We start from the raw sequence: 25,286 nt of genomic DNA, 5'->3' as shown, positions 1-25,286 counted from the left end.
CGCATCATCGTCAATGAAACGCTACGTATCGTTTCATTCAGTTTCTTCTCGAAGGACGTGGCATGAAGGGTTACACCGTTCCTCTGTCTCCCCGTGGCATCGCGAACCTGGCGCCCGCCCCGCCGTGGCACTACGCCGGCACCGTGGTGGGTGTGGAGTTCTTCACCGACCCGGCCGCCGCCGCGGCGACCCTGCCCGAGGGCCTGACCCCCGACCCGGACTCCGCCGGCCGCGGCGTCGCGATGTTCATCGACTGGCAGTACTCGTCCACGGGCCTGGAATACCTCGACCCCGCACGCTCGCAGTACCGGGAGTTCCTCATCACCCTGGACGCCCGCCACAACGGCGCCCCCGTGGCCTGGTGCCCCTACATCTACGTCGACAACGACTCCGCCATGGCCCGCGGCTGGGTCCAGGGCTTCCCCAAGAAGCTCGGCGCCGTCCACCAGACCCGCGCCTACTCCGTCGGCGGCCCCGGCACCCCGGTCCTCGGCCCGGGCGGACAGTTCGGCGCCACCGCCTCCGCCGCCGGACAGCGCATCGCCGAAGCCAGGGTCACCCTCGAACAGCCGGTCCCCGACCCCGCCACCCTGATGAACCGCCCCGTGGTCAACCTCCGCCACTTCCCCCGCCTGGCCGCCGGACAGCACGACCAGCCCGCCGTCCACGAACTGGTCATGTCCGTCCTGGACAACACCGCGATCAGCGACGCCTGGGTGGGCACCGCCGACCTCGCCTTCCTCCCGGCCCACGGCGAAGAACTCGCCGACCTGCCCGTCCAGCGCACCGGCAAGGGATTCCACTTCGACCTCGCCTACACGGTCACCGACCTCAAGACCCTCACCGACCACAGCAACTGACCACCCCGGACACCACCAAGCCCCCGGCCACCGGGCACCACCCCGGTGGCCCCACCCCCCGGACGAACCACCCCCGACGCGGCCGCGCCCCCCGACGCCCCGGGGGGCACGCCCCCCAGCCCGCACATGCCAGGAGCCGACATGCCCATTTACACCTGCACCACCGCCGAGGGAACACTGAAGGCCGGCGCCAAGGGCGACCTGGCCGCCGAGATCACCAGGATCCACGCGGAGATCAACCACGTCCCGCCCGCCTACGTCAACGTCGTCTTCTGCGAACTGCCCCAGGACAACGTCTACGTCGGCGGAGAACCAGGAGCGCCGCTCCTGATCAGCGGCTGGGCACGCCGCGGCCACCCACAAGAGGAGACGACCCGCCTGGCACTCGAGCTCTCGGCCGCGGCATCCCGCGTCACCGGAATATCCGAGCACCACATCCTCGTGGTGATCCAGGACAGCCCCGCACGCTCCGCCGTCGAAGCCGGCCACGTCCTGCCCGACCCCGGCCAGGAGAAGGAATGGCTGAGCCGCCACGAGGCGTAAAGCAGGAGCGGCCGGAAGACGGCCGATCGGTTCGTATGTAGGAGACCCGTGACAAAAGACCGGCAGCAGGGAACGGGGGAACAGCTTCTCCAAAACACACGGAAAGGCTGACATGCAATGTCGAACAATTTCGGCGACTTTCAAATCGGCGTCTATTTCGACGCCGTGAACGGTGTCACCTCGCGATACCCGTTCGACGCCGAGGCGGTCCAGCGCAAGGCGGCCGAGGCGCTCCCCGACCGGGTGTACCGCTACGTCTCGGCGGCCTCCGGTGACGGGCGCACGCAGCAGGAGAACATCGACGCGTACAAGCGTTACGGCATCATTCCCCGGATGATGGTCAGCCCGCCTGAGCGCGACCTGTCGATCGACCTGTTCGGACAGCACTTCGACTCTCCGATCTTCATGCCGCCGATCGGCCTGGTGGGCCTGTGTTCCCCCGACTTCCAGGGCGACATCGCCGCGGCCCGGGCATCGGCCGCCACCAGTGTGCCGTTCTCGCTGTCGACCTTCTCCCAGGCTCCGATGGAAGAGGTCATCAAGCACACCGGCGACACGCCCGGTTTCCACCAGCTGTACCTGCCCAACGACCGTGAGCTGGCGGCCAGCCTCATCCACCGCGCCGAGGCCAGCGGCTACTCGGGCCTGCTGATGACCGTCGACTCCTGGTCCCTGGGCTACCGCCCGATGGGCCTGGAGCGCGGCAACTTCCCGCAGTTCCGCGGCTTCTGCATGCAGAACTACTACTCGGACGAGAACTTCACCAAGCACCCGGAGAGGGCTCCGCACGAGGACCGGCCGGCCACCCTGCGCCACTACGCGAAGATCTTCCAGCACCCGCTGACCTGGGAAGACCTCCGCTGGATCCGTACGCGGACCAAGCTCCCGATCGCGGTGAAAGGCATCCAGCACCCCGACGACGCCCGTCTGGCGATCGACAACGGCGCCGACGTCATCTACGTCACCAACCACGGTGGCCGTCAGGCGAACTCGGGCATCTCGACACTGGAGCTCCTGTCCGGCGTCGCGGCAGCGGCGGGCTCGACGCCTACCCCGACCCCGAGACCTTCACCGCCGAGACCCCGCTCGGTCACTACCAGGGCGTCACCGACCAGGTGAAGATGTCGGACCCCCGGCGCCTACCGGCACATCCTTGTCCCGCGCGGCTCGGGCCGCCCGGAGTGGCTGCCCACCGCCTGACACCTGCCCCTCAATCCTCTCGCCCGCGCAGAACCCCTGACGGACCGACCGGGCCGACTGCCCAAGAGGCCAACCACTGTGCTGTCCGACCCCGGTGACAGAGCCGGGCACGGCGGCTCCCACGGCAGCCCGCCAGGTCTCTCCGCGCCGTGCCACCCGCCGGCACAGCGCGCTCTCGCATCCACGTACAAGAAGCCGGCCTTCCATGACCACTCCGACCGCCACCCGCCCCGAAACAGCACGAACACACCGCGCCTCCCCCAGTCGGCGCGCCACCGTCGTCCGCATGGCCGTCCACCTGATCGGCCCAGTGCTGGTATGTCTGGGGCTGGGCGTCACCTACCTCAGCGCCTTTCACCATCCACAGCCCAACGAGCTGAAGGTGGCGATCGTGGGCACGACACCCAAGACCAAGGTCTTGGCGCAGACCATCAAGGACAAGGCCGGGGACAGCCTGAACGTCATCACCGTGCCCACCCGGCAACAGGCCAGAGCGCACCTGATGGACCATGACCTCGTCGGCGCCTTCGTCCCGGCCCCGTCGCACCCCGAACTCATGATTGCCAGGGCCGGCTCCAATGCCGCCGCGAACGCGACCGAGACCATCTTCCGCATGGTCACCGACCAGCAGGGTGTGTCCCTGAAGGTCACCGACGTCGCCCCGCTCGCTAAAGGAGACCCGGGTGGCGGCGGCCTGTTCTTCATCCTGATCGCCCTCAGCATCGCGTCCTACATCGGCGCGCTGACGCTGGCTCCCGCGGCAGGCATGCTCAGCATGCGCGTCCGTGCGGCTCTGGGCCTCGGGGTCTCCCTCGCCATCAGCGCGATCGCCATCTTTCTCGCCGGCCCCGTCTTCGACGTCGTCGACCACTCCTACGGGACCATCTGGGCCATGTTTCTGCTCTACAGCGCCGGTGTCGTCGCCATCGGACTCGGACTGCAGACCTTCCTCAAGCAGCTGACCCCGCTGGCCCTGATGGGCTTGTTCGTCATGCTCAACCTGACCAGCGCCGGCGGCCTCACGGGACCGGAGCTGCAGAACACCTTCTACGGAACGCTGCACTCCTTCTGGAACGGCGCCGCATTCGTCGAGGGCACACGCAGCGCCCTCTACTTCGACCACGCCGGGCTCGGCTCCCACCTCCTCGCCCTGTGGCTGTGGCTGGCCGCCGGGGTCGTCCTGACCCTCCTGGCCGCTCGTGCCGAGAGGAAGCGCAAGCCGCGCCCCCACCCCGGCCCCGAAGCCCTCCAGGCATCCGCGGCCGAGGAGCTGGCAGCAGGAGGGTGGGCGGATTGATGACGCCTCACCGTCGTCCTGCACGTCAGCCGCGACAACGACCGCACGCACGGTCCCCTGGACGAGGTAGAGCGGCTCATGCACTACCTGGACACGGCTGAGGACTCCGGCACCTGGTTCGGACACTGCGAAAGAAGAACCACGTGCGCCTGCCTGCTTACGGTCTTGGGAGGAATCGAATCCGATGCCCGGGATCGCCACGCGGCTCAACGGCGGCAGGCGGCCGACACCGTCTTCGTCGTCGCGGCCCCCGTCGGCAAACACGGTCAACCAACCCGACACGGGGGCGGTACCGGTGCGCGATGCCGACGGCACCCACTGGCTGCCCAGGACGGAGATCCAGCGCCTGCTCTCGGCCGGGATACGCCATATCGGGCAGCCCAGGGGCTCCCGGCCCTGACCGAGCTCGTCCGCCAGGCCGTCGCCGACGCCCAGCCCAGCACCTCCGGCCCGCAGCCGCGTGTGGGCCGGGGCCCGCCGGCCCGCGAGCGGAAGCGCGCGGCGTACGAGCGGCTGCGCTCCGCGGTCTCGGGCAAGCGCACAGTGAGGCGTATGCCCACGGCCCAGGCGTCGTGCGGCACTTCACCGCCGAAGACGAAGCAGAGCCCGGCTGGGTACTGCGACCGAGGGGCTGGCAGGCGCCGGTCGCGGTGTCGGAGCCGGTCTGGAAACTCGAACAGGCACTCCCCCACAACGCGCTCGCCGCCCCGGACGGCGTCCCGGCCCTGACCCCGGCGGTGATGGCGGCCCTTCCCACCACGATGGAATCGCCACGTGCTGACATGCGCCGAGCTACTGCTCCAGAGCACCACCAGTGCCTGGGCGGCCGCCCTTTCCCCCAAGACCTCGACCCTGCTGACGCTCAAGGAAGCGCAGGCGGTCCTCCTCGCGGCGTGGGAGACCGCGGCCGAACTACTGCCCGCCGTGATGGGCGGCCCAGCCCGGATGCGGTGAGCCGGCGCCCCCACCCGAAACGGTCTCGGCGTCGGATGCCAGCCGTAGGCCGGCCACGGCGAGGAAGTCGGTGAGGTCGATGCCTCCACCGTCGGTCCCATCGACCCACTTCGTCCAGAGCCTGGACTCCTCACCGTCCCATGTGTCGGTGTCCTCGCTCGGATGCTGCTCGACGGTCCCCTCTCCGTGCCGGTAGCGCAGATACAGGTACTGGCCGCCAGTCGTCCACGCGTCCCACTGCGACGGGAAGCGTTCGCTGGTCTGCACCACTCGGGCGAGGATCACATCCTCGTGCAAGTCGGCCTCGACAGAGCCCAGATGCTGGTCGTGGGCGAGGACGAGCTCGTCGTCGAGGGCGAGTAGGCGGATGCTCCCGCCGGGGAACTGGAGCGTGAGTCCCGCCACGAAGTCAATGCGGGCGTCCCGATAGCTGATCTCTCGGACCGAGCGGACCGGCTCACCGATGAACCGGGTCGCCGACAGGTCAGGCGAGTCCTCGACGACCACGACGCTGCCGTACTGCTCCATCGAGTACGGCTCGTGCGGCTGGTCGATTCTCAGCGACAGACCAGTGCTGGGTGTGTGGAAGTGGACCGGGCCGAGCCCTTCCAGATGGAGCCACAGATGCAGCAGCGACGGCTCCTCATCGGCATAGTGGTGCCAGGCCGCGGTCACCCCCAGCAGACGCTTGCCGATCAGGTCGGCGGCGAACAGCTCCTCATCGTCGGTCACCTGGTGATGTTCGCATGGCTCTCAATAACGTGGCACCGGGTTTCACGCGCCTCCAAGCCTGAACGCTCACCTCTATGCGGCTGACTTACTGGCTCTACCAAAAGCCGTTGGTCATGCGACTGTTGGCGTGGCGTGTCTGCTCGGTGGTCTGGTCATGGGGAAACGTCAGTCGCGGCCGTGGATCGCGGGATGGCACTCGACACGAACATCCCGTTCGCACATGGCTCCTGCTTTCAGCGCCGCGCCCGCGGGCCAGGAAATCGAAGCCCCGCAGGAGCAGTTGCATGCCCGGCAGCACGACCACACCGTGCTCGTGAACACGCAGCAGGCGCTCGGCAGTGCACACCCCGCCGCCGAGGCCGGCTGAGCATCCAGGAGTGTCTGGCAGCGCATCGCGTGCGGCGACGGCACCGAGGGACCACGCATGTTCAACTGGACTGCGGCCCAACTGCCGGTCCAGGCCTCCGCGGCATCAAATGGCTGGACGAGACCGCCTATTTGTCTGGTCTACACGCCGATCGGCCAAGCGTGGTCGGTTCACTGCCGCCGCCATCCTTCCGAGCCCCCAACTCCCTGTGAATCAAGCCCATTTGGAGACCCGGTTGCCCAGCATATTCACAGCCGCACATCAAGGATTTCCTCAGATTCACCCTTAGCTTCCTTACCCATGACTGGAAACCACGAGCAACACCAGCAGCAGAACTCGGGCCAGGAGTCCGCCAAACACCGCCGGGACAAGAGCGTCCAGCGGCGCCGGGTCCTCATCGGCGGCGGCACCGCCGCCGTCGTCGGCGGCCTCGCGGTGGCCGGGCTCGCCTCGGCCGATCCGCTCTCCACCCAGCAGTCCAGCCAGCAGTCCACCCCGGAGGCCGCCACGCCGGGCACGGCCTCCGCCTCAGCGACCGCAACCACCACCGTCTGCACCCTTACCGCCGAGGTCACCGAGGGTCCGTACTCCCTCGACGGTGCCCTCGTCCGCAAGGACATCAGGGAGGACAAAGAGGGAGTCGAGGTCCAGTACACCTTCACGGTCGTCGACACCGGAAACGACTGTGCACCGATCGCCGACGCCCTGGTCGAGATCTGGCACTGCGATTCGCTGGGAGAGTACTCGGGCTACGTCGGCGGCAACGGCCACGACGAGGAGGACGACGGCACCTTCCTGCGCGGCGGACAGACGACCGACGAGAACGGTCAGTGCTCGATCACCTCGATCTGGCCCGGCCACTACGTGTCGCGCGCCGTCCACGTCCATATGCGGGTGCACACGGACGTGACACTCACCGACGACTCCTACACCGGTGGCGAGGTCATCCACACCGGCCAGCTCTTCTTCGACGCGGACATCAACGCGGAGATCCAGGCCGTCTCGCCGTACTCGGACAACACCACCGCGGAGACCCTGCTCAAGGACGACAGCATCTACGACGACGCCGGCGCATCCTCGGGCCTGCTGACCCTCACCGCACTCGGCACCAGCGTCTCCGACGGCTACACGGCAACCCTCACGGTCGGCGTGGACAGCACCGGCTGACCCGCCGACACCCCCCACCGGCCGAGCAGTCGTCCCTCTCTCAGCCATCTCCACCCCGGCTGATCGACCCCACCCGCCCGGCGGCCTGGACGAAGACCGTAACCGTCCGGTCCGCCGGGCGGAACCACCGTGAGGAGTGCTCCCGACGACGGGGCCGTTCCCGGTGCTGATGCGTCCGGCCTCCGGGCGCCGCCGGCCCGCGGTGCAATGCACCGCGCTCCTCGCGTCGAATTCCACGCCCCCTCCCGGGCAGGCGACGTGGGCCGGGTCGCCGAGTCGTCACAGCGCAGCCACGTCTCCTGTGCCGCATTGTGCGCAGCCATGACACTAGACAGGACTGGACATGTATGGCTAACTTCCAGCCATGCCTAAAGAGGTCCTCAAGCATCAGCGCATCGCCCGTGTCCTGGCCGGCGAGATCCACAGCGGCGCTCTGGAGCCGGGTAGCAGGCTGCCCGGCGAACACGCGCTCACCCGGCGCTTCGCGGTCAGCCGGACCACCGTCCGCCAGGCGCTGGACGAGCTCAGCAGGCAAGGCCTGATCTCCACGCACGCGGGTGTCGGCTCGTTCGTCGCCTTCGACGGCAGCCTGCTGGACAACCGCCTGGGATGGACCAGGGCGCTGGCCGACCAGGGCGCCCGGATCACCACGGAGACACTCCGCCTCGATGCGGTGCGCGATGCCCGACTGGCCGAGGAACTCGGCGTCGAGGAAACCGAATTCATGGCGCTCGACCGCTTGCGCGTGCTGCCGCAGGGCACTCCCGTCGCACTGGAGCGCAGCAGGGTTCCGCTGGTCCCCGCCCTGGCCGACGTCCCGCGCGACGGGCTGCTGGACGACTCGCTGACCAAGACCCTGGCCGCGGCCGGGCTGCGCGCCACCCATGGCGACGAGTGGGCGTCCGTGCGGCCGCTGACCGCCGACGAGGCGGCGCTGCTCCGCCGTCCGGAGGGGGAGGTCTGGCTCAGCACCCGCCGGGTCAGCCGCGGAGCGGACGGCCGGGTCGTGGAGCAGGTGACCAGCCTGCTGGACCCCGCCCGTTTCCAGCTGCACCTCGGCTTCGGTGAGCAGCCGGAATGAGCCGGCTCATATCCGACGTACATCCGCACCCCCACAGGAAGCCCGAATGAACCACCAATATGACCGCGCGCTCGGCGCCCTGTACGGCCTGGCCATGGGCGACGCCCTGGGGATGCCCACCCAGATCATGTCCCGGCGGTCGATCGTCGCCCGGTTCGGCACCGTCACCGGCTTCGAGCCCGGCCCGTCGGACAATCCGGTGAGTGCCGGAATGCCTGCCGGTTCGGTCACTGACGACACCGACCAGGCCGTCATCGTCGGCCGGCTGCTCACCGAGTCCGGTGGACGCATCGACCCCCTGCGGCTCGCACACGAGCTCCTGGAGTGGGAGCGCGACATGAAGGTCAAGGGCTCCTTCGACCTGCTCGGCCCCTCCACCAAGGCCGCCCTGGACGCCGTATCCCGCGGCGTTCCGCCGGAGGAGGCGGGCAAGTTCGGCGCCACCAACGGCGCGGCCATGCGAATCACCCCCGTCGGCGTCGCCTTCTCCCACACACCGCTGGAACGCTTCCTCGACCAGGTCGCGGCGGCGTGCCAGGTCACCCATGACACCACCATCGGCATCGCCTCCGCCGCCGCCGTGGCCGCCGCGGTGAGCCGGGGCATCGACGGCGGTGGCCTGGAGGACGCCTTCGCCGCGGCGATCACGGCGGCCGCGGCCGGTGCGGAGCGCGGCCACTGGGTCGCCGGCGCCGATATCGCCGCCCGTATCGCCTGGGCCGTGGACCTGGTCCGCGGCCTGCCCGAGGAGCAGGCCCTGGACCGCGTATGCGACCTGATCGGCACCAGCGTCGCCAGCCAGGAGTCGGTCCCCGCGGCCTTCGCCGTACTGGCCCTGGCCGAGGGCGACCCATGGCGGGCCTGCCTGCTGTCGGCGAACCTCGGCGGCGACTGCGACACCATCGGCGCCATCGCCGGAGCCATCGCCGGCGCCATCAGCGGAGCTTCGGGCCTGCCCGCCGAGGCACTGGCCACCCTGCGCTCGGTCAACGGGCTCGACCTGGAACCGCTGGCCACCGCCCTGCTCGCGCTGCGCGCCGATCCGGCCGAGTGACCACATGCCCGCGCACCAACCCGCACCGGAGCACCGGCCAGACAGCCCGGAGAGGCCGGAGAGAAAGACAGGTACCACTATGGCGGCTTCAGACAACGACCGCGTCGGGACCGTGGAGACCAGAGGCATCGAACCGGTCCCGGACACCGAGCGCCGCGGCCACGCCGGACAGATGTTCTGGACCTGGTTCGCCGCGAACATCAGCATCCTCGGCCTGCCGCTCGGCGCGGCGCTGGTCAGCTTCCGCGGCCTGAACATCTGGCAGGCGGCCGTCGTGGCCGTGCTCGGGTCGTTCGGCTCCTTCGCCCTGGTGGGGGCGCTCAGCATCGCCGGCAAGCGGGGCGGGGCGCCGGCGCTCACCCTCTCCCGGGCGGTGTTCGGGGTACGTGGCAACGCGGGCCCGACACTGATCACCTGGATGAGCCGGCTCGGTTGGGAGACCATCAACACCACCACGGCCGCCTTCGCCCTGCTGGCACTGCTCGATGTCGCCTTCGGTATCCGGCGGAACACCGTGCTCACGGTGGTGTGTCTGCTGGTCTTCATCGGCTGCACCCTGCTGATCAGCGGCCTCGGACACGCCACCATCATGTGGATCAGCAAGTGGGCCACATACCTCTTCGGCATGCTCAACCTGATCGTGATCGCCTTCCTCGCCGCCACGGTGGACTGGAGCAAGGTCGTCCACGCGCCGGTCGGGCCGGTGAGTTCGATGGTCGTGGGCACCGGCATGATCGCCGCCGGGACCGGCATCGGCTGGGCCAACGCGGGGGCCGACTACGCCCGTTACCTGCCCCGGCGGGTCCCCGGCGGAAGGCTGGTCGCCGCCTCCGCCTTCGGCGCCGGTATCCCGCTGGTCGTACTGATCTCGCTGGGCTCACTGCTCGCGGCGGGTGAGCCGGACCTGGCCTCCGCCTCCGACCCGGTCTCGGCGATCAACGCGATGCTGCCCTCGTGGATGTCCATCCCGTATCTCATCGCCGCCTTCGGAGGGCTGCTGCTCTCCAACCACCTGTCCGTCTACTCGGCCGGACTCACCGTGATCACCCTGGGCATACGGGTCCGGCGCACCTTCGCCGTCGGCCTGGACGTCGTCGTCACGTTCGCGGGCGGGATCTACTTCATGCTGATCGCCAACGACTTCTACGGCCCGTTCATCACCTTTCTCACCATCCTCGCCGTGCCGATCAACGCCTGGGTGGGTATCTTCGCGGTCGACCTCATGAGCCCTCGGTCCTACGACAACGACGCCCTGATGAACCTCGGACGCTCCAGCCGCTACTGGTTCCGCGGCGGGGTGGCCTGGGCGGCGATGATCTCCTGGGCGGCGGCCATCGTGGTGGGCCTGCTGTTCACCGAGGCGGGCACCAGCGCGACCGACGTGTGGTTCTCCGGGCCGCTCGCCCACAGCTGGATCGGCACCAACGGGCTGGGGTGGGTCGTAACCCTCGCGCTCGCGGCCGGCGTCTACGCGCTGCTGCGCGGGCTGGACGGCACCGCCCGGCTGGAGACATCCGAACAGCACCCCCAGGAGCAGGTCCTTTCCGCTCCGGCCGCGCAGGAGACCTCATGAACAGTCAGAACGGCGTCGACGGCGACGTCACGGGCAACCGGCTGGTCCTGGTCGGCAATGCCATCGTCGACCTGGTGATGCGGGTACCCGCACTGCCCGAACGCGGCGGCGACATCATCTCCAGCGACACCGCCCTCACCACGGGCGGCGGCTTCAACGCCCTCACCGCCGCCCGCCGCCTGGGCCTGCCGGCCCTGTATGCGGGCGCCCACGGCACAGGGCCGTTCGGCGACCGGGTACGGGCGGACCTCACCCGGGAAGGCATCGAACTGGTGCTGCCTCCGATCACGGAGACGGACACCGGATTCTGCGTCGCCTTCGTCGACGACGACGGCGAACGCACCTTCACCACCAGCCTCGGCGCGGAGGCCCGGTTGACCGAGGCCGACGCCACGGCCGTGCTCGCCGCGCTACGCCCCGGCGACATGGTGCAGATCTCCGGATACGGGCTCGCCTACCCGGTCAACAGGCCGATCCTGGCCTCGCTCGTGGCGCGGCTGCCGGAGCACACCCAGGTCTTCCTCGATCCGGGGCCGCTGGTCGCACAGATCCCCGAGGAGGTGCTGAAACCCGTCCTCGCGCGCTGCGACTGGGTCAGCTGCAACCAGCGTGAAGGGCGATTGCTGACCGGACTGCCCGACGCCCATGACGCGGCGGCCGCGCTCGCCGCCCAGCTGGGTCCCCGCACCGGGGTGCTGCTGCGGGCCGACGCGGACGGCTGCTGGCTGGTCCCGCCCGGCGGCGACGCCCAGCACATCCCCGGCCGCCGGGTGACCGCGGTCGACAGCAACGGCGCGGGCGACGCCCACGCGGGAGCCTTCCTGGCCCTCCTCGGCCACGGGCTGGACGTGACCGCCGCCGCGCAGGGCGCCAACGCCGCGGCCGCCTTCGCGGTCACCCGGCACGGCCCCGCCACCGGACCGACCCTCGGCGAGTTGCTCGACTTCCTCAACGGGGATCCACCGGCGGCGCAGCTGACGTCGGCGCTCCGGCGGTAACTCGCCGGCGCGCTCCTCCGCACCGGGAGCGTGGTGGCGTGGCATGTACCACGCATCGGCCGTGGCACACGTGTCGTCACCGGTCCTTGCTGCTCGAAGGGGAGGGCGTGACTCCTTCCAGTCGGGATACGGTCGTGCCATGTCCCGATCAACCGAGATTGGCCCCTCCCCGTCGCCCGTCACCGCGGACGACCTCGACCTTGCCGTGCAGCTCGCTGTTGCAGTCCTTCGCGAGGCGCCCCCAGCCGCGTGGGGCGGTAAGGCGGGTTCGCTGGAATGGGACTGCTGGGAGACCGTCGAGCACCTCAGCGACGACCTCTTCGCATACGCCGCGCAACTGGGTCCCAGAACACCGCCCTTGGATGGCGAGGTGCCCTTCGTGTGGGAGAGTCGGCGGCCCGGCGGCCCGGCGAACGTCATTCACGCGGACCGCGAGGCGGGGCCCGCCGGACTGTTGCAGGTGCTGGAGGCGAGCGGCGCGCTGCTGATCGCCATGGTGCGCTCGACGCCGCCGCAGGTGCGCGCCCACCACGTCTTCGGCATCTCCGACGCCGAGGGTTTCGCTGCGATGGGGATCGTGGAGACGCTGGTGCACACGCACGACCTGACCCAAGGGCTCGGGCCGGCCTGGAACCCACCCGCCGATCTGTGCGCGCGGGTGCTCGCCCGGCTGTTTCCGAACGCCCCGGGGTCCACGGATCCCTGGCCCACCCTGTTGTGGGCCACCGGACGCGCCGAACTGCATGGGCGCCCTCGTCTGACCACATGGCGCTGGGACGGCACACCCCGGGCATAGCGCTCAGGTGTCTCTTGCTGTGCGCCTTCACCGCGCCGCGCGACTGCTCCCGTACATCGTCGGTGCCTGCGACGGCCGCGACGTTGTCCGCGATGAGCTGCTCCATCGTGCCGATCATGATCTCGGCCGGCAACTCGTGCTGGGAAGCCACGTGTTCATAGAGGCTCGGGCCGCGGACACCGACGGCGGCTCCGACTGACTGACAGCTATCAGCCTCGACCGTGCGCGGCCGCCGAGAGCGCGGTCAGGGGGCGGGCCGAATCCGGCCCTGTCCTCGCCGGAATCTCATCCGCCCCGCTGGCCCGGCAGGAGACGTGAGAACCCGCTCCCAGCCCCGGCCCGCACTGCCGCCCTTGCTGTCGAGGCGGTGAACCCGCTCAGTCGGTGAGGCCCAGCGCCCCCGCTGCCTGGATCGCCAGCCAGACCTCGGCCAGCGCCCCCGTCGACGTCAGATCACGATCGGTGAGAGCGCCGAAGCGGCGCAGCCGGTAGGCGAGGGTGTTCGGATGGATGTGGAGCGCCGCCGCGGCCGTCTCGGTACGGCGGTCGCGCTCCATCCAGGTGCGGGCGGAGACGAGCAACTGCGAGTCATGGGCCTCGTCGTAGCGCAGGACCCCGCCGAGCACGTGCTCGACCAACGCGGTCAGGACAGCGGGATCGTCGGGCAGCCACCGGCCCGTCGAGTCGTCGCCGTACCGGACGACGGGCCGCCCCGACTCCACGGCCTTGGAGACCGCCCAGAGCGCCTCGCGCTGAGCCACCTTCAGCGCGGTGCCCGGCAGGAAGGAGCGGCTGATCCCGGCCGCCACGCCCGACAGCTCACCGACGGCCACGGCCAGCTCCGGTGCCCCCAGGACGTAGCGGTCCTCACCTCGGGTGAGCAGCAGATGCGGTTGGTCCTCCAGACAGCGCAACAGCGCCTCGTCAGTGGTGTGGCGTACGACGAGGAGCACGGTGTCGCCCTCGATCGCGTGCCGGGCGAGCCGACGGCGCGCCGCCTCCGGGTCGAGCACCTCCTGCAGTAGTTCGGCGAGCGTCTCCGCGCCCTCGCGGCGCAGCGTCTCGCGCTCGTTGCGGACCATCGCCAGTCGCAGCGCCGCCACGGTGGCGATGTGCTGGACGACGGCGAGTCCCCCGGGCTGGGCGCCCTGACGCTCGTATGCGACGAGAAAGCCCGCCGGGCCGCCGGGCGCGGGCACCGGGAGGACGAATCCGCCGGGGATCGTGGGTGGAGCGTCGACGGAAGCGGGCAGGACAGCGGGATCCGGCACGGGAACGCCGGGCAGGAGCGGGCGGCCCTGCGGTGTGCAGAGGTAGACGTCGTAACCCGACAGGCCTTCGAGACGGCGCAGAAGTGTCGGCGTGTCGAGGTCCTCGGCGACCAGCCAGCGCAGCGCGCCGAAGACCTGGAGCTGCGCGCCCAGCCGGTGCCGGGCGTCCTCCTGGGCCGCCGCCGCGACTTCCTGGGCGACAGCGATGAACGGGACGGCGAGCGGCACTTCGAGGACGGGGAAGTCCCGCTTCTCCGCCGCCCGGAAGAACGCGTCGTGCAGCGGGGGCATGTCCAGCTGCGCGGAGAGCGCGAGAGCGGATACCCCGGCGTCGTCCAGCCGCTCCAGGTAGGCGCGCTGTCCGGCCGCGGTACGGGGCACCGCCAGGCCCGTCGTCATGATCACCTCGGCGCCCAGGAGCCAGGGCGTCGGATCGGTGAGTTCGCTGGCGTGCGCCCAGGACACCGACCGGTCCAGACCACCGCTGCCGGCCTTCACGGAGAGCTGGAGTGCCGGGAAGGAGAGCAGATCCCGGACGGTGAGTTTGTTGCTGGCCACATAAAACAGCGTACGCCTCTGTGATGGACACAATTGTCGCTGGTCATCCGTGGGCCACAGACTGTGAAACCGTCCCCTGCATGAACGGAAGGCGAAGCGCCCGTGACGACCTCGATCACCGAAATCGAGACCTATGGTGTCGAGCGGATCCCGGACACGGACCGCACGGCCCGCCCGATCGATCTGTTCCGGCTCGCCTTCGGCGGTGCCAACACCTTCGCGACCTGTGTGCTGGGCGCCTTCCCGATCCTCTTCGGCCTCTCCTTCTGGCAGGGTGTCGCGGCGACCGTCCTCGGCCTCGTGGCGGGTGCGCTGCTGCTGGCCCCGATGGCACTGTTCGGCCCCGCCAACGGCACGAACAACGCCGTCTCCTCCTCCGCGCACCTGGGCGTGCACGGCCGGGTCGTCGGCTCGTTCCTCTCCCTGCTCACCGCGATCGCGTTCTTCTCGATCTCGGTGTGGTCCTCGGGGGACGCACTCGTCGGCGGCGCGCACCGGCTCGTCCACGTCCCCGAGTCGGACGCCAGCTACAGCATCGCGTACGCGATCTTCGCCGGGCTCGTCCTGGTCGTCTGTGTCTATGGCTTCCGCTTCATGCTGCTGGTCAACAAGATCGCGGTACTGGCGGCGTCGGCCCTCTTCGTGCTCGGTGCCTTCGCGTTCGCGGGCGACTTCGACCCCGGTTACCCGGGGACCTTCGCCTCCACCGCCGACCCTCTGTTCTGGCCGTCGTTCATCGGGGCCGCGCTGATCGTGCTCTCCAACCCGGTCTCCTTCGGCGCGTTCCTCGGTGACTGGTCCCGCTACATCCCGGCCGAGACCCCGCGCCGCCGGGTGATGGGGGCCGCGTTCCTCGCCCAGATCGCCACCCTGCTGCCGTTCCTCTTCGGCCTGACCACCGCGTCGATCATCGCGTCGAAGGCCGCGAAGTACGTCGACCCGGCCGCCCCGAACTACGTGGGCGGACTGCTCGCGATCTCACCCGGCTGGTACTTCCTGCCGCTCTGCCTGATCGCCCTGATCGGCGGCCTCTCCACCGGCACGACGTCCCTGTACGGCACGGGGCTCGACTTCTCCAGCGTCTTCACCCGCTTCAGCCGGGTCCAGGCCACCTTCTTCATCGGCGCCCTGTCCATCGCGTTCATCTTCGTCGGCCGCTTCGCGCTCAACCTCGCGCAGTCCATCTCCACCTTCGCCACGCTGATCATCACCTGCACGGCACCGTGGATGATCGTCATGACGCTCGGCTATGTGACCCGGCGCGGCTGGTACGACGCGGACGCGCTGCAGGTCTTCAACCGGCGCCAGCGCGGTGGCCGCTACTGGTTCACGCACGGCTGGAACTGGCGCGGCATGTCCACCTGGCTCGTCTCCGCCGTCGTGGCCCTCCTCTTCACCAACCTGCCCGGCCAGTTCGTCGGCCCGCTCGGCAACCTCGCGGGCGGTACGGACATCTCGCTGCCGGTCGGCCTCGCCCTCGCGATCGTGCTCTACCTCGCCCTGCTCACTCTGTTCCCCGAGCCGCGCGCCGTGTACGGACCGGCCGGACCCCGCTTCGTCCGGGCGTCGGATGCCCCGGTGCCGCCGATCACCGGCGGCGTCGAGGAGACCGTCACCGAGCCCGCCGTGGCCCGCTGAGACCTCATCATCACCCTCAGTAACCGAACACCCGGCGTTCCGGCCCCGACCGCCGTACGCCCCTGACCAGGAGCCGTGCATGAGCACCACCACCGTCCAGGAAGTCCGGACCGCCGCGGACGCGCTCGTCGCCGCCTTCGCCGAGGGCCGCCTCGATGACTACTTCGGCGCCTTCGCCCCCGACGCGACCTTCATCTTCCACACCACCCCGCAGCGGCTCGGCTCCACGGCCGAGTACCGCGCGCTCTGGCAGCAGTGGGTGGAACAGGACGGGTTCCGCATCCTCGGCTGCATTTCGTCCGCACAGCTGATCCAGCCTTTCGGCGACACGGCCGTCTTCAGTCACGATGTCGAGACCCGGGTCGCCACCAACGCCGGGGAGGAGACGGTCCACGAGCGGGAGACCATCGTCTTCGCCCGGGCCGACGACGGCGGCTGGGTCGCCGTCCACGAGCACCTGTCCGCCCGTACCGCCGCCTGACCAGGAGAGACGTTCTATGAGCACCATCTTCCGCAACTACATCGACGGTGCGTTCGCGGACGCCTCGGACGGCCGCACACTCGATGTGGTGGACCCCACCACCGGTGACGTCTACGCGACCTCCCCGCTCTCGGGGGCTGCGGACGTCGACGCGGCGATGGCGGCCGCGGCCGCGGCGTTCCCCGTCTGGCGCGACACCACCCCGTCCGTGCGGCAGCGCGCGCTGCTGAAGATCGCCGACGCGATGGAGGCACGGGCCGACGAACTGGTCGCCGCCGAGAGCCGGGACACCGGCAAGCCGCTCCACCTCACCCGCAGTGAGGAACTCGCCCCCGCCATCGACCAGGTCCGCTTCTTCGCGGGCGCGGCCCGCATGCTGGAGGGCCGCTCGGCCGGCGAGTACATGGAGGGGATGACCTCCATCATCCGCCGCGAGCCGGTCGGCGTCTGCGCGCAGGTCGCGCCGTGGAACTACCCGCTGCTGATGGCGGTGTGGAAGTTCGCCCCGGCGCTCGCGGCGGGCAACGCGGTGGTCCTCAAGCCCTCGGACACCACCCCGGCCTCCACTGTGCTGATCGCCGAGATCATCGGCGGTGTCCTGGAGGAGCTGGCACTGCCCCGCGGAATCTTCAACGTGATCTGCGGCGACCGTGAGACCGGCCGCTTGATGGTGGAGCACCCGACGCCCGCGATGGCCTCCATCACCGGTTCGGTACGTGCCGGCATACAGGTCGCCCAGAGCGCGGCCAAGGACCTCAAGCGGGTCCACCTGGAGCTGGGCGGCAAGGCCCCGGCCGTGATCTTCGAGGACGCCGACCTGGCGAAGGCGGTCGAGGACCTGGTGGTCGGCGGCTTCTTCAACGCCGGTCAGGACTGCACGGCCGCGACCCGCGTCCTGGTCCACGAGTCGGTCCACGACGAGTTCGTCGCCGCCTTCGCCAAGGCCGCGGCCGACACCAGGACCGGACAGCCGGACGACGAGGACGTGCTGTACGGACCGCTGAACAACGCGGGCCAGCTCGCCCAGGTCAGCGGGTTCATCGAGCGCCTCCCCGAGCACGCCAGGATCGAGGCGGGGGGCCACCGCGTCGGCGAGAAGGGCTACTTCTACGCCCCCACCGTGGTCTCCGGACTCGAGCAGGACGACGAGATCATCCAGAACGAGGTCTTCGGTCCGGTCATCACCGTCCAGTCCTTCACGGACGAGGCCCAGGCCGTGCGGTACGCCAACGGCGTCGACTACGCACTGGCCTCCTCGGTGTGGACGAAGGACCACGCGCGGGCGATGCGGATGTCGAAGAACCTCGACTTCGGCTGTGTGTGGATCAACACCCACATGGCCCTGGTCGCCGAGATGCCGCACGGCGGGTTCAAGAAGTCCGGCTACGGCAAGGACCTCTCCGCGTACGGCTTCGAGGACTACACCCGGATCAAGCACGTCATGACGTCGCTCTGACGTCCAGGAACCCGCGTATCCGGAACGGCGAGGGTCAGGTGCGGCGTGCGGCCCACACCGTGCGCTCGGTGCGCACCCTCAGGTCGCTGCGGCGCAGGATGCTGTGAGGGCTGTCGGTGTCGAGCAGCTCGTCGAGAGCGGTCAGGTCATCGACCGTCAGGGCGGATGCGACGCCGCCGCGCATGCGGCGCAGACTGCTGAACGCGTAGCGGCCTGCCGCGTCGGTGTGGGGTGGGCCGATGTCGACGGTGACGGTGCGTTCGCCGTCGACGGTGAAACCGGCCCTTGTCAGCTTGGGTCCCCAGTCGGCGCCGCGGTGGGGGACCTGCTCGGCGAGATGGTGGTCGAGCGCCGCATGGCAGCGCTCCTCGAGACCGGGAGCGTCTTCCGGGGCGCCTTCGGGCAGAAACCGGGGGAAGCCTGCCAGCTCGACGACAGCGAACAACCCGCCCGGCGCCAACAGGTCGTGGACCTGGCGCAGGGTGCGGTCGGGGTCGGGCATGTGATGCATGGAGGCCGATGCCCAGACCAGCTCCGGCCTGCCGAGTTCGGGCCACGCCGCCGCGTCGAGATCGGCCTGTACGACACGCACGCGGTCGTCCGCTCCAGCGGCGGCTGCCTTCTCCCGCAGGCGGTGCAGGTGGGCGGCCGAGACGTCGACGGCCGTCACCTCTGCCTCGGGAAAGCGCTCGAGCAGAGCGAGGGTGCCGGCTCCGGTCCCGCAGCCGAGATCCACGATGCGGCGGGGGCCGGTCCCGATGGGCAGCCAGGCGGTGATGGACGCGATGTGTTCGGCGAGCACTTCCGCGTCCAGGTCGAGGATCTCCGCCTGGTCGCCTGCGTCGTGCTCGTACTCGTACTCGTGCCGGTGAACATGGTGCGGGCCGTGGTGCGCTGTGTGCGAGGAGGGGTGGTTCATGCGCCCAAGCTAAGCGGCCCGTGCGCGAGGGGCCCGGCGGGTTGCGGAATACGCAAGGCGATGGCCCGCTGGACTGCGCAACACGCAAACGGTCACGGTGACGGGCGGTTCGCTTTCCCGACGTCCTCGCCGCGCTGGTGGCCGCGCCGGGCGTCGCGGTCGAAGATGCCCAGGATCTCGCACGGTCCGCCCTCGGCGCCGATGGCGTGCGGGAGCATCGTGGGGAACTCCGCCGCCTGGTTGGTCTCGATCCGGAAGCGCCGGTTGCCCAGGAGCAGGGTCGCGGTGCCGGAGAGGACGACGAGCCATTCGCGGCCCGGGTGGGCGCGCATGCGCGCGGGATTGTCGGGCGGCGGGTCGGTCATGCGCTGGCGTACGACCGACATGCCGGGTTCCGCCTTGATGGGCCAGCGCATCAGCCCGTGGGCTCCGTCGATCATCGGGTTGGAGACGACGTCGTCCGTGGCGGTCTCGACCAGTTGATCGAGGGAGGTGTCCAGGGCGCGGGCGAGGGTGACGAGCTGGTCCAGGGCCAGACGGCGCTGCCCGTTCTCGATGCGGCTGAGCGTGGACTGGCTGACCCGGGCGCGGGAGGCCAGCTCCTCCAGGGACCAGCCCTGGGCCACGCGCAGGGCGCGGATGCGTTTGCGTACCAGACTGTCCAGCTCACCGCTTTCTTGCGTCATAGGCAACATCGTATGCCTCAACAGCAAAGTGGCGGTGAACGAAACAGAACCGGTCGGCTGACGGCGGCGGCCGGCTCGCGGACCGACCGTACGTGTGTGCCTCGGTCGTTCGGGACCATGGTGGTCTGCGTCGGGCATGCGCCGGGCCCCGCCCGCCCGTAAGGGGATACGGAGGAGCGGGGCGGGGTGTGGCTACTTGACGGTGACGGTGCCTGCGTACTCCACGTCGGCGGCTGAACTGCCGACGTACACGCTGACCTTGCCGCTGGGAGTCACCCAGCGGTTCTTGGACTCGTCCCAGTAGGACAGGGTGCGTCGGGTGACGGGGACGCTGACCGTTCGCCGCTCTCCCGGCTTCAGGGTGACCTTGGCGAAACCGGCGAGCTTCTTGGCCGGGGTGTCGACGTTCGTCGGCAGGTGTCCGATGTACACCTGGACCACGTCGGAGCCGGTGCGCCGACCGGTATTGCGGACCTCGACGCTCACCTCGGCCGCCAGGTCTCCACGTCCGCGGTCCGTGACGCGGAGGCGGTCGTGGCTGAAGGAGGTGTAGGACAGGCCGTAGCCGAAGGGGAAGAGCGGCTTGGCATGGTGCTTGTCGTACCACTTGTAGCCGACGTAGATGCCCTCGTCGTAGGTGATGCTGCCGTTGGCGCTGTCGTTCTTGCCCCCCCCTGTACGTGGACGGGCCCTGCTCCTCGTTCGCGGGGAAGGTGACCGGCAGGCGGCCGCCCGGCTCGGCGTCCCCGTACAGGATGTTGGCGATACTGGTACCGGTCGCGGCTCCCTGGTACCAGGCCTGCAGGACGGTCCTCGCCCGACCCAGCCACGGCATCAGCATGGGGCCGGAGGTGTTGAGAACGACGACGGTGTCGGGGTTGACCGCCGCGACCGCGTCGATGAGCTGGTTCTGGTCGCCGGGCAGGGCGAGGTCGTCGCGGTCGATGGCCTCGCCGGTGTAGTTGTTGACGAACACCACGGCGACGTCGGCCTCCTTCGCCGTCTCGACGGCCGCGGGTATGAGGGAGTCGGGCTGCCAGCACAGCTTCATGCTGGGTCCGTAGAACCCGGCGTCCTTGGTGGTGTACTCGACGGTGATGTCAACGGGTTTGCCCGCGGTGAGCTGGGTGACGCCGCCGAGGGCGCACTCCTTGGGGCCGAAGAAGGAGTCCCACAGAAAGCGGGAGTTGTCGAAGACGGTGACTCCGTCGACGACGAGCTTGGCCGCGCCGGACAGAAGTGTGGAGAAGCGGACCCAGCCGGTGGTGGGCGGGGTGATACGGCCGGTCCAGCGGGCCGACCATGTCGACGGCAGGCCGCTGACGGGATTGCCCCACCGGAAGTCGACGTTCGCCGCGGTCGTGGTGGCCAGCGGATCGCCGGCGAAGAACTCGCCGGCGAAGAACTCGGCGTGCAGGCCCGGACTGCCGTCGGGCGCTGTGAAGACATCCCCCGGGATCGTCGGCAAGGCCACATCGCCGAGACTGCCTTGGGCGAACAGGACACGGCCGGCACCGGCCTTGGCCCTGATGGCGTCCACGGCGGTGGTGAAGTCTCCGGGGTCGACGTAGGAGGATCCCTCGACGCCGGTCATCGCGTCCTTGCCGGCCGGGCCGATGACCGCGATCGTCTTCCGCTTCGACAGGGGCAGCAGACCGTCTGCGTTCTTCAGCAGCACCGTGGCCTGCTCGCCGGTGATGCGGGCGAGTGCCTGGTGGGCATCGGTGGTCACGGTCGCGGCCGGAACCGCGGGCAGGGGGTTGTCGTAGGCACCGGAGGCGAACAGGGCGTACAGGATCCGGCGGGCGGCGTCGGTGGTGCGTTCCTTGGGGATACGGCCGTCGGTGAAGGCTTCCTTCGGGGTGTCCGGGGTGAGAGCCGCCGAGTCGACGCCCGCCTTGATCTCCTCGACCCTGTCGCCCGACGGGTAGTAGTCGGTGCCGAGGTAGCCCTTGAGGCCGAGGTCCTGCTTCAGGGCGGTGATGATGTGTTCGTTCTGGCAGGCGTAGACCCCGTTGACCCTCGGATAGGAGCCCATCACGGACAACGCGCCGCCGTCGCGGATCGCGTGCTCGAACGCCGGGTAGTAGACCTCGCGCAGCGCCCGCTCCGAGACGATCACGTCCAGGGAGTTGCGGCCCTCTTCCTGGTTGTAGACCGTGAAGTGCTTCAGCTGAGCGATGACGTCGTTCTTCTGGAAGCCCTTGGCTACGGCAGCTCCCATCAGGCCGCTGACGAGGGGGTCCTCTCCGTAGGCCTCGGACTCGCGGCCGTTGCGTGGGTTGCGGTCGATGTCGACGGTGGGGCCGAGCAGGACGTTCCAGCCCTTGCCGCGAGCCTCGACGCCGATCGCCGTGCCGTACTTCTCGGCGAGGTCGGTGTCGAAGGTGGCGGCCAGCGCGTTGGGGGCGGGGAAGGCGGTCACTCCGGTGTCGCCGCGCAGACCGTCGGAGGCGTCCACACGGGTCATCGCCGGGATGCCGAGGTGCTCCAGGGGCTTGAAGTCGGCGACTTCGACGGCGGTGACGAGGACGACCTGCTCCTCGAAGGTCATGGCTTCGAGCAATGCGTCGGCGCGCCGGGCGGCGGACTTCCTTCTGTCCTGCCACGGCTGGTCGGCCTCGGCAGCGGTCAAGGGTGCCGCGGCTGCGGCGGTGGGGAGTCCGGCGGTCATCACCGCGGCTCCTCCCAGAGCGGCTACGGACACGGCGACGGCTTCGCGCCGAGTCATACCTCTGGGACGGTTCACGTCACACTCTCCTTCGAGTGGAAGCGGGTGCTGGAACACGAGTTGGTACGTGGCGGCCGCTCGTCGTCCGCAGCGCGGCCTGGTGCGGGATGTCAGAGGGGGTGGGTGAGCGGCGCCGGGCCTGCGTCAGGACAGTTCCGACGCCGCCCCTCTCTCCTTCTCCGGCCGCCCACTCGGCTCGGTACGGGAGACGTGGCGAGCGGCGGGAGAAGAGCTTCAGGTGTGCGGGTATGCCTGACGTGGGCTGAGGTGAGGTCAGGCGGCAGCGCGGTCGAGGTCGCTGGTGTCGAGGTGATGCTCACCAGGGCCTACGGCGAGAGGTACGCAGCCGGGCAGTTCGACGCGGCCTTCGCATCCATCGGGCACGGTGATGTGTGCGGTCATGCCGGTCGCGGTCAGCTGCCACGACACGGCGGCCGTCCCGTAGGGGGTCTCGTGGCGGGCCTTGGCCCAGGTGATGCCGCCTCCCGGGCGAGGCCGGAAGGTGATGGTGCGGTAACCCGGTGCGGTAAGTTCGATGCCGCCGACGACGCGGTGGAGCCAGTCCGCGACGGCGCCGAGCGCGTAGTGGTTGAAGGAGGTCATGCCGCCGGGATTGAGGGTGCCGTCGGGGCGGAGGCTGTCCCAGCGTTCCCAGATGGTCGTCGCGCCCATGGTGACCGGGTACAGCCAGGAGGGGCATTCGGTCTGGGTCAGCAGCTGGTAGGCGACGTCGAGGTGTCCCGCGTCGGTGAGGGCGTCGCAGATGAGGGGGGTGCCGACGAAGCCGGTCGCGATGCGGGCGTCGTCCTCAAGTACCAGTTCCGCCAGGCGGTCACCGGCGAGCCGACGCTGGACGGCGTCGTCGAGGAGCCCGAACACCAAGGCGATCGAGTAGGCGGTGGGGCTGTCGCTGGTCATGCGGCCGGAGGTCAGGACGTAGCGCCGGCGGAAGGCCTCGGCAACCTCGTCAGCGAGCGTTCCGTACTGGTCTGCCACCTCCGCATAGCCCAACTTGCCTGCCGACCAGGCAAGATGGCGGGCGGACCAGGCGAAGTAGGCGGTGGCGACGAGGTGGCGGTCGGTTCGAGTGGCCGCCGGGTCGTCGGGCGGCGCGATGGGGTCCAGCCAGTCCCCCAGCTGTGCGCCGGTGTCCCACAGTCGGCTCGGGCCGGCGAGTCGTTCCATGAGATCGACCCATGCGCGTCCCATGGGGAAGTGGCGGCGCAGCAGTTCGAGGTCGCCGAAGCGCTGGTGGAGCACCCAGGGGGTGAGGGTGGCGACGTCGCCCCAGGCCGCGCCGGGTTGGATGGGGGTCCATTGCGGACCGCCGGGGATGACGGGTACGTACCAGGGGACGGTGCCGTCGGGCAGTTGTTCCACCGCGACGTCGGCGAGCCAGGAGTCCAGCATTCCGGCGCAGTCGTACAGAAAGCTCGCGGTCGGAGCGAAGACCTGAATGTCGCCGGTCCAGCCCAGGCGTTCGTCGCGCTGGGGGCAGTCGGTGGGGATGTCGACGAAGTTCCCACGCATGCTCCACACGACGTTCTCGTGCAGCCGGTTGACCAGGTCATCACTGCATTCGAACCAGCCGGTGCGTCGCATGTCGGTGTGATACACCCGGGCGACAACGGCGTCGTCCGCCAACTCGCCCGGCCATCCGGTGATTTCGGCGTGGCGGAAGCCGTGCAGGGTGAAACGCGGCTCCCACGTGATCGGTCCGTCGCCTGCCAGGATGAGGGTGTCGGTGGCAGCCGCTCCCCGCAACGGGCGGGTGGCGAGTTCGCCGTCCTCGACGACCTCGGCATGCCGCAGGGTGATGGTGGTGCCCACCGGGCCGTCGACGGTGACACGCAGCCGGCCGACGAGGTTCTGGCCGAAGTCGAGCAGGTGACGGCCGTCGCGCTCGGCGGTGACCGTGACCGGCGGTATCTCCTCGGTGCAGCGCACCGGGGGGCTCTTGGGGGCGATGAGGGTGCGTGGGTCCCGTCGGCCGGTGGTGACGGGGGTCCAGTCGCCGGCGGTCCGGGGCTGCGGTGTGGACCAGTTCGGGTCGTGCAGACGGGCGTCGAAGGTCTCGCCTTCGTAGAGACCGGTGGCGAGGATCGGTCCGAAGGCGGCGTTCCACTCGGTGTCGGTGGCGACGACGGTGGTGGTGCCGTCGTCGTGGGTGATCTCCAGTTGGGCGGTGAGGGACTGGTCGGTGCCGTAGAGGTTGCGGTATCCGCCGTCGAAGCCGATACGGCCGCGGTACCAGCCGTCGCCGAGCCAGGCGCCGATGGTGTTGGCGCCCTCGGTGAGATGGTCGGTCACGTCGTAGGTGCGGTAGCGCAGGCGCTCGCCGTACACCGTCCAGCCCGGGGACAGCGCGTCGTCGCCGACGCGGCGGCCGTTGATCTCCGTCTCATACAGGCCATGTGCCGTGACGTACAGGCGGGCGCGTGCGACCGATGCGTCGAGGGTGAAGTCCCTGCGGACGCGGGCCGGGCGCCGATCGCTGCCCGGATCCTCGGGCCAGGAGGCGCCGACGGGGACGGCGCTCCAGTCGGATGCGTGCAGCAGTCCGGCCTCGACCGTGCTGGGCACGCTCCACGGGGACGGCTCTGAGCCGTCGGCGGTCCACACGCGCACGCGGACGCTCACGCACTGCCGGGAGGCCAGGGGCTGTCCGGGCCAGGGCACGAGGACCTGGTCGGCGCCGGGAATCCGGCCGGTTCGGTAGGTGACGCCGTCGCGGTCGAGTTCGAGTTCGTACGCCTCCTGGGTCCGGCTGCCGGGCGGCAGCACCCAGGACAGGCGGGGTTCGGCGACGCCGATGCCGAGACCGTCACGCAGGTGCTCGAACGTGACCGGGGCAGGCTGGGGGGACATCAAGTGGGAGACCTTCCTTGAGGTGGGCTTGGGACGACCCGCGCGGTGCCGAGGAG

Annotated in this window: 23 protein-coding genes and 1 pseudogene; 17 read left to right on the top strand and 7 right to left on the bottom strand. The window is 69.9% G+C overall.

Features of this window, described 5'->3' with window-relative positions; all coding sequences use genetic code 11:
• Nucleotides 1–62 precede the first annotated feature (62 nt).
• The 6 genes from OG568_RS47265 to OG568_RS47240 all read left to right on the top strand — a co-directional run bounded on the left by OG568_RS47265 (nt 63) and on the right by OG568_RS47240 (nt 4,854).
• A complete protein-coding gene (locus OG568_RS47265; RefSeq protein WP_329536094.1) occupies nt 63–860 on the top strand; it encodes an acetoacetate decarboxylase family protein in 798 nt (265 codons plus the stop codon).
• A 141-nt stretch (nt 861–1,001) separates the two neighbouring features.
• Nucleotides 1,002–1,403 carry a tautomerase family protein gene (locus OG568_RS47260; protein WP_329536093.1) on the top strand — a complete coding sequence of 134 codons (402 nt, stop codon included), beginning with the start codon at nt 1,002–1,004 and terminating at the stop codon, nt 1,401–1,403.
• A gap of 117 nt (nt 1,404–1,520) precedes the next feature.
• A complete protein-coding gene (locus OG568_RS47255) occupies nt 1,521–2,522 on the top strand; it encodes an alpha-hydroxy-acid oxidizing protein (RefSeq protein ID WP_329536092.1) in 1,002 nt (333 codons plus the stop codon).
• Nucleotides 2,523–2,808: 286 nt separating this feature from the next.
• Nucleotides 2,809–3,900 carry a hypothetical protein gene (locus OG568_RS47250; RefSeq protein ID WP_329536091.1) on the top strand — a complete coding sequence of 364 codons (1,092 nt, stop codon included), beginning with the start codon at nt 2,809–2,811 and terminating at the stop codon, nt 3,898–3,900.
• A 184-nt stretch (nt 3,901–4,084) separates the two neighbouring features.
• On the top strand, nt 4,085–4,300 hold the full coding sequence (locus OG568_RS47245) for a hypothetical protein (protein WP_329536090.1): 216 nt from the start codon (nt 4,085–4,087) through the stop codon (nt 4,298–4,300).
• A 374-nt stretch (nt 4,301–4,674) separates the two neighbouring features.
• Nucleotides 4,675–4,854 (top strand): hypothetical protein, encoded by a 180-nt coding sequence (locus tag OG568_RS47240; protein ID WP_329536089.1) that lies wholly within the window; start codon nt 4,675–4,677, stop codon nt 4,852–4,854.
• On the opposite strand, the gene OG568_RS47235 is transcribed toward OG568_RS47240, so the two are convergent.
• Nucleotides 4,813–5,586 carry a hypothetical protein gene (locus OG568_RS47235; RefSeq protein WP_329536088.1) on the bottom strand — a complete coding sequence of 258 codons (774 nt, stop codon included), beginning with the start codon at nt 5,584–5,586 and terminating at the stop codon, nt 4,813–4,815. The two genes, OG568_RS47240 and OG568_RS47235, sit on opposite strands and share 42 nt — an antisense overlap.
• A 220-nt stretch (nt 5,587–5,806) precedes the next feature.
• On the opposite strand from OG568_RS47235, the gene OG568_RS47230 reads away from it, so the two are divergent.
• The 8 genes from OG568_RS47230 (at nt 5,807) to OG568_RS47195 (ending at nt 12,821) form a co-directional block, all read left to right on the top strand.
• A complete protein-coding gene (locus OG568_RS47230) occupies nt 5,807–5,953 on the top strand; it encodes a hypothetical protein (RefSeq protein ID WP_329536087.1) in 147 nt (48 codons plus the stop codon).
• A gap of 300 nt (nt 5,954–6,253) precedes the next feature.
• On the top strand, nt 6,254–7,120 hold the full coding sequence (locus OG568_RS47225; RefSeq protein ID WP_329536086.1) for an intradiol ring-cleavage dioxygenase: 867 nt from the start codon (nt 6,254–6,256) through the stop codon (nt 7,118–7,120).
• 364 nt (nt 7,121–7,484) lie between these two features.
• Nucleotides 7,485–8,201: a GntR family transcriptional regulator gene (locus OG568_RS47220; RefSeq protein ID WP_329536085.1), complete on the top strand. Its 717-nt coding sequence runs from the start codon at nt 7,485–7,487 to the stop codon at nt 8,199–8,201.
• Between the two features lie 46 nt (nt 8,202–8,247).
• Nucleotides 8,248–9,255 carry an ADP-ribosylglycohydrolase family protein gene (locus OG568_RS47215; protein ID WP_329536084.1) on the top strand — a complete coding sequence of 336 codons (1,008 nt, stop codon included), beginning with the start codon at nt 8,248–8,250 and terminating at the stop codon, nt 9,253–9,255.
• A 79-nt stretch (nt 9,256–9,334) separates the two neighbouring features.
• Nucleotides 9,335–10,828, top strand: coding sequence for a purine-cytosine permease family protein (locus OG568_RS47210; protein ID WP_329536083.1), 1,494 nt, complete (start codon nt 9,335–9,337; stop codon nt 10,826–10,828).
• Entirely contained in the window at nt 10,825–11,826 is a 1,002-nt protein-coding gene (locus OG568_RS47205; protein WP_329536081.1) for a PfkB family carbohydrate kinase, read from the top strand. The genes OG568_RS47210 and OG568_RS47205 overlap by 4 nt, the downstream gene beginning before the upstream one ends.
• A gap of 139 nt (nt 11,827–11,965) precedes the next feature.
• Nucleotides 11,966–12,622: a maleylpyruvate isomerase N-terminal domain-containing protein gene (locus OG568_RS47200; protein WP_329536080.1), complete on the top strand. Its 657-nt coding sequence runs from the start codon at nt 11,966–11,968 to the stop codon at nt 12,620–12,622.
• A gap of 19 nt (nt 12,623–12,641) precedes the next feature.
• Nucleotides 12,642–12,821, top strand: a complete 180-nt coding sequence (locus OG568_RS47195) for a hypothetical protein (RefSeq protein ID WP_329536078.1) — start codon at nt 12,642–12,644, stop codon at nt 12,819–12,821.
• 178 nt (nt 12,822–12,999) lie between these two features.
• On the opposite strand, the gene OG568_RS47190 is transcribed toward OG568_RS47195, so the two are convergent.
• Nucleotides 13,000–14,451, bottom strand: coding sequence for a PucR family transcriptional regulator (locus tag OG568_RS47190; protein WP_266419282.1), 1,452 nt, complete (start codon nt 14,449–14,451; stop codon nt 13,000–13,002).
• 102 nt (nt 14,452–14,553) lie between these two features.
• Between OG568_RS47190 and OG568_RS47185 the strand changes: the two genes are divergently transcribed.
• The 3 genes from OG568_RS47185 (at nt 14,554) to OG568_RS47175 (ending at nt 18,026) form a co-directional block, all read left to right on the top strand.
• Nucleotides 14,554–16,089 carry a purine-cytosine permease family protein gene (locus OG568_RS47185; protein ID WP_329536076.1) on the top strand — a complete coding sequence of 512 codons (1,536 nt, stop codon included), beginning with the start codon at nt 14,554–14,556 and terminating at the stop codon, nt 16,087–16,089.
• Nucleotides 16,090–16,168: 79 nt separating this feature from the next.
• On the top strand, nt 16,169–16,570 hold the full coding sequence (locus OG568_RS47180) for a nuclear transport factor 2 family protein (RefSeq protein WP_266578921.1): 402 nt from the start codon (nt 16,169–16,171) through the stop codon (nt 16,568–16,570).
• Nucleotides 16,571–16,586: 16 nt separating this feature from the next.
• Nucleotides 16,587–18,026 carry a gamma-aminobutyraldehyde dehydrogenase gene (locus tag OG568_RS47175; RefSeq protein WP_329536075.1) on the top strand — a complete coding sequence of 480 codons (1,440 nt, stop codon included), beginning with the start codon at nt 16,587–16,589 and terminating at the stop codon, nt 18,024–18,026.
• Nucleotides 18,027–18,060: 34 nt separating this feature from the next.
• Here the strand turns inward: OG568_RS47175 and OG568_RS47170 are convergent, their stop codons facing one another.
• From OG568_RS47170 to OG568_RS47155, 5 genes and pseudogenes are all read right to left on the bottom strand, one after another.
• On the bottom strand, nt 18,061–18,945 hold the full coding sequence (locus OG568_RS47170) for a class I SAM-dependent methyltransferase (protein WP_329536074.1): 885 nt from the start codon (nt 18,943–18,945) through the stop codon (nt 18,061–18,063).
• Between the two features lie 92 nt (nt 18,946–19,037).
• Nucleotides 19,038–19,631 (bottom strand): helix-turn-helix domain-containing protein, encoded by a 594-nt coding sequence (locus OG568_RS47165; RefSeq protein WP_329536073.1) that lies wholly within the window; start codon nt 19,629–19,631, stop codon nt 19,038–19,040.
• Nucleotides 19,632–19,823: 192 nt separating this feature from the next.
• On the bottom strand, nt 19,824–20,063 hold the full coding sequence (locus tag OG568_RS61640; RefSeq protein ID WP_443077913.1) for a fibronectin type III-like domain-contianing protein: 240 nt from the start codon (nt 20,061–20,063) through the stop codon (nt 19,824–19,826).
• A 250-nt stretch (nt 20,064–20,313) separates the two neighbouring features.
• A pseudogene (locus tag OG568_RS47160) lies at nt 20,314–22,185 on the bottom strand (glycoside hydrolase family 3 protein); the annotation flags it as partial.
• Between the two features lie 450 nt (nt 22,186–22,635).
• The gene (locus OG568_RS47155) at nt 22,636–25,230 is read right to left on the bottom strand and encodes a family 78 glycoside hydrolase catalytic domain (protein WP_329536071.1); all 2,595 of its coding nucleotides are present in this window, start codon (nt 25,228–25,230) and stop codon (nt 22,636–22,638) included.
• Nucleotides 25,231–25,286: the final 56 nt, after the last annotated feature.

The sequence above is a fragment of the Streptomyces sp. NBC_01450 genome, from assembly GCF_036227505.1.
GTDB lineage: Bacteria > Actinomycetota > Actinomycetes > Streptomycetales > Streptomycetaceae > Streptomyces.
The sequence above is the reverse complement of the archived record's forward strand: the minus strand, read 5'-3'. Positions and strand labels throughout refer to the sequence as shown.

Bases quoted from the DNA above. Each gene is read 5' to 3' on its own strand.
- OG568_RS47265 (WP_329536094.1), top strand. From the start codon at position 63: ATGAAGGGTTACACCGTTCCTCTGTCTCCCCGTGGCATCGCGAACCTG.
- OG568_RS47260 (WP_329536093.1), top strand. From the start codon at position 1,002: ATGCCCATTTACACCTGCACCACCGCCGAGGGAACACTGAAGGCCGGC.
- OG568_RS47255 (WP_329536092.1), top strand. From the start codon at position 1,521: ATGTCGAACAATTTCGGCGACTTTCAAATCGGCGTCTATTTCGACGCC.
- OG568_RS47250 (WP_329536091.1), top strand. From the start codon at position 2,809: ATGACCACTCCGACCGCCACCCGCCCCGAAACAGCACGAACACACCGC.
- OG568_RS47245 (WP_329536090.1), top strand. From the start codon at position 4,085: ATGCCCGGGATCGCCACGCGGCTCAACGGCGGCAGGCGGCCGACACCG.
- OG568_RS47230 (WP_329536087.1), top strand. From the start codon at position 5,807: ATGGCTCCTGCTTTCAGCGCCGCGCCCGCGGGCCAGGAAATCGAAGCC.
- OG568_RS47225 (WP_329536086.1), top strand. From the start codon at position 6,254: ATGACTGGAAACCACGAGCAACACCAGCAGCAGAACTCGGGCCAGGAG.
- OG568_RS47220 (WP_329536085.1), top strand. From the start codon at position 7,485: ATGCCTAAAGAGGTCCTCAAGCATCAGCGCATCGCCCGTGTCCTGGCC.
- OG568_RS47215 (WP_329536084.1), top strand. From the start codon at position 8,248: ATGAACCACCAATATGACCGCGCGCTCGGCGCCCTGTACGGCCTGGCC.
- OG568_RS47210 (WP_329536083.1), top strand. From the start codon at position 9,335: ATGGCGGCTTCAGACAACGACCGCGTCGGGACCGTGGAGACCAGAGGC.
- OG568_RS47205 (WP_329536081.1), top strand. From the start codon at position 10,825: ATGAACAGTCAGAACGGCGTCGACGGCGACGTCACGGGCAACCGGCTG.
- OG568_RS47200 (WP_329536080.1), top strand. From the start codon at position 11,966: ATGTCCCGATCAACCGAGATTGGCCCCTCCCCGTCGCCCGTCACCGCG.
- OG568_RS47180 (WP_266578921.1), top strand. From the start codon at position 16,169: ATGAGCACCACCACCGTCCAGGAAGTCCGGACCGCCGCGGACGCGCTC.
- OG568_RS47175 (WP_329536075.1), top strand. From the start codon at position 16,587: ATGAGCACCATCTTCCGCAACTACATCGACGGTGCGTTCGCGGACGCC.
- OG568_RS47170 (WP_329536074.1), bottom strand. From the start codon at position 18,945: ATGAACCACCCCTCCTCGCACACAGCGCACCACGGCCCGCACCATGTT.
- OG568_RS47165 (WP_329536073.1), bottom strand. From the start codon at position 19,631: ATGACGCAAGAAAGCGGTGAGCTGGACAGTCTGGTACGCAAACGCATC.
- OG568_RS47155 (WP_329536071.1), bottom strand. From the start codon at position 25,230: ATGTCCCCCCAGCCTGCCCCGGTCACGTTCGAGCACCTGCGTGACGGT.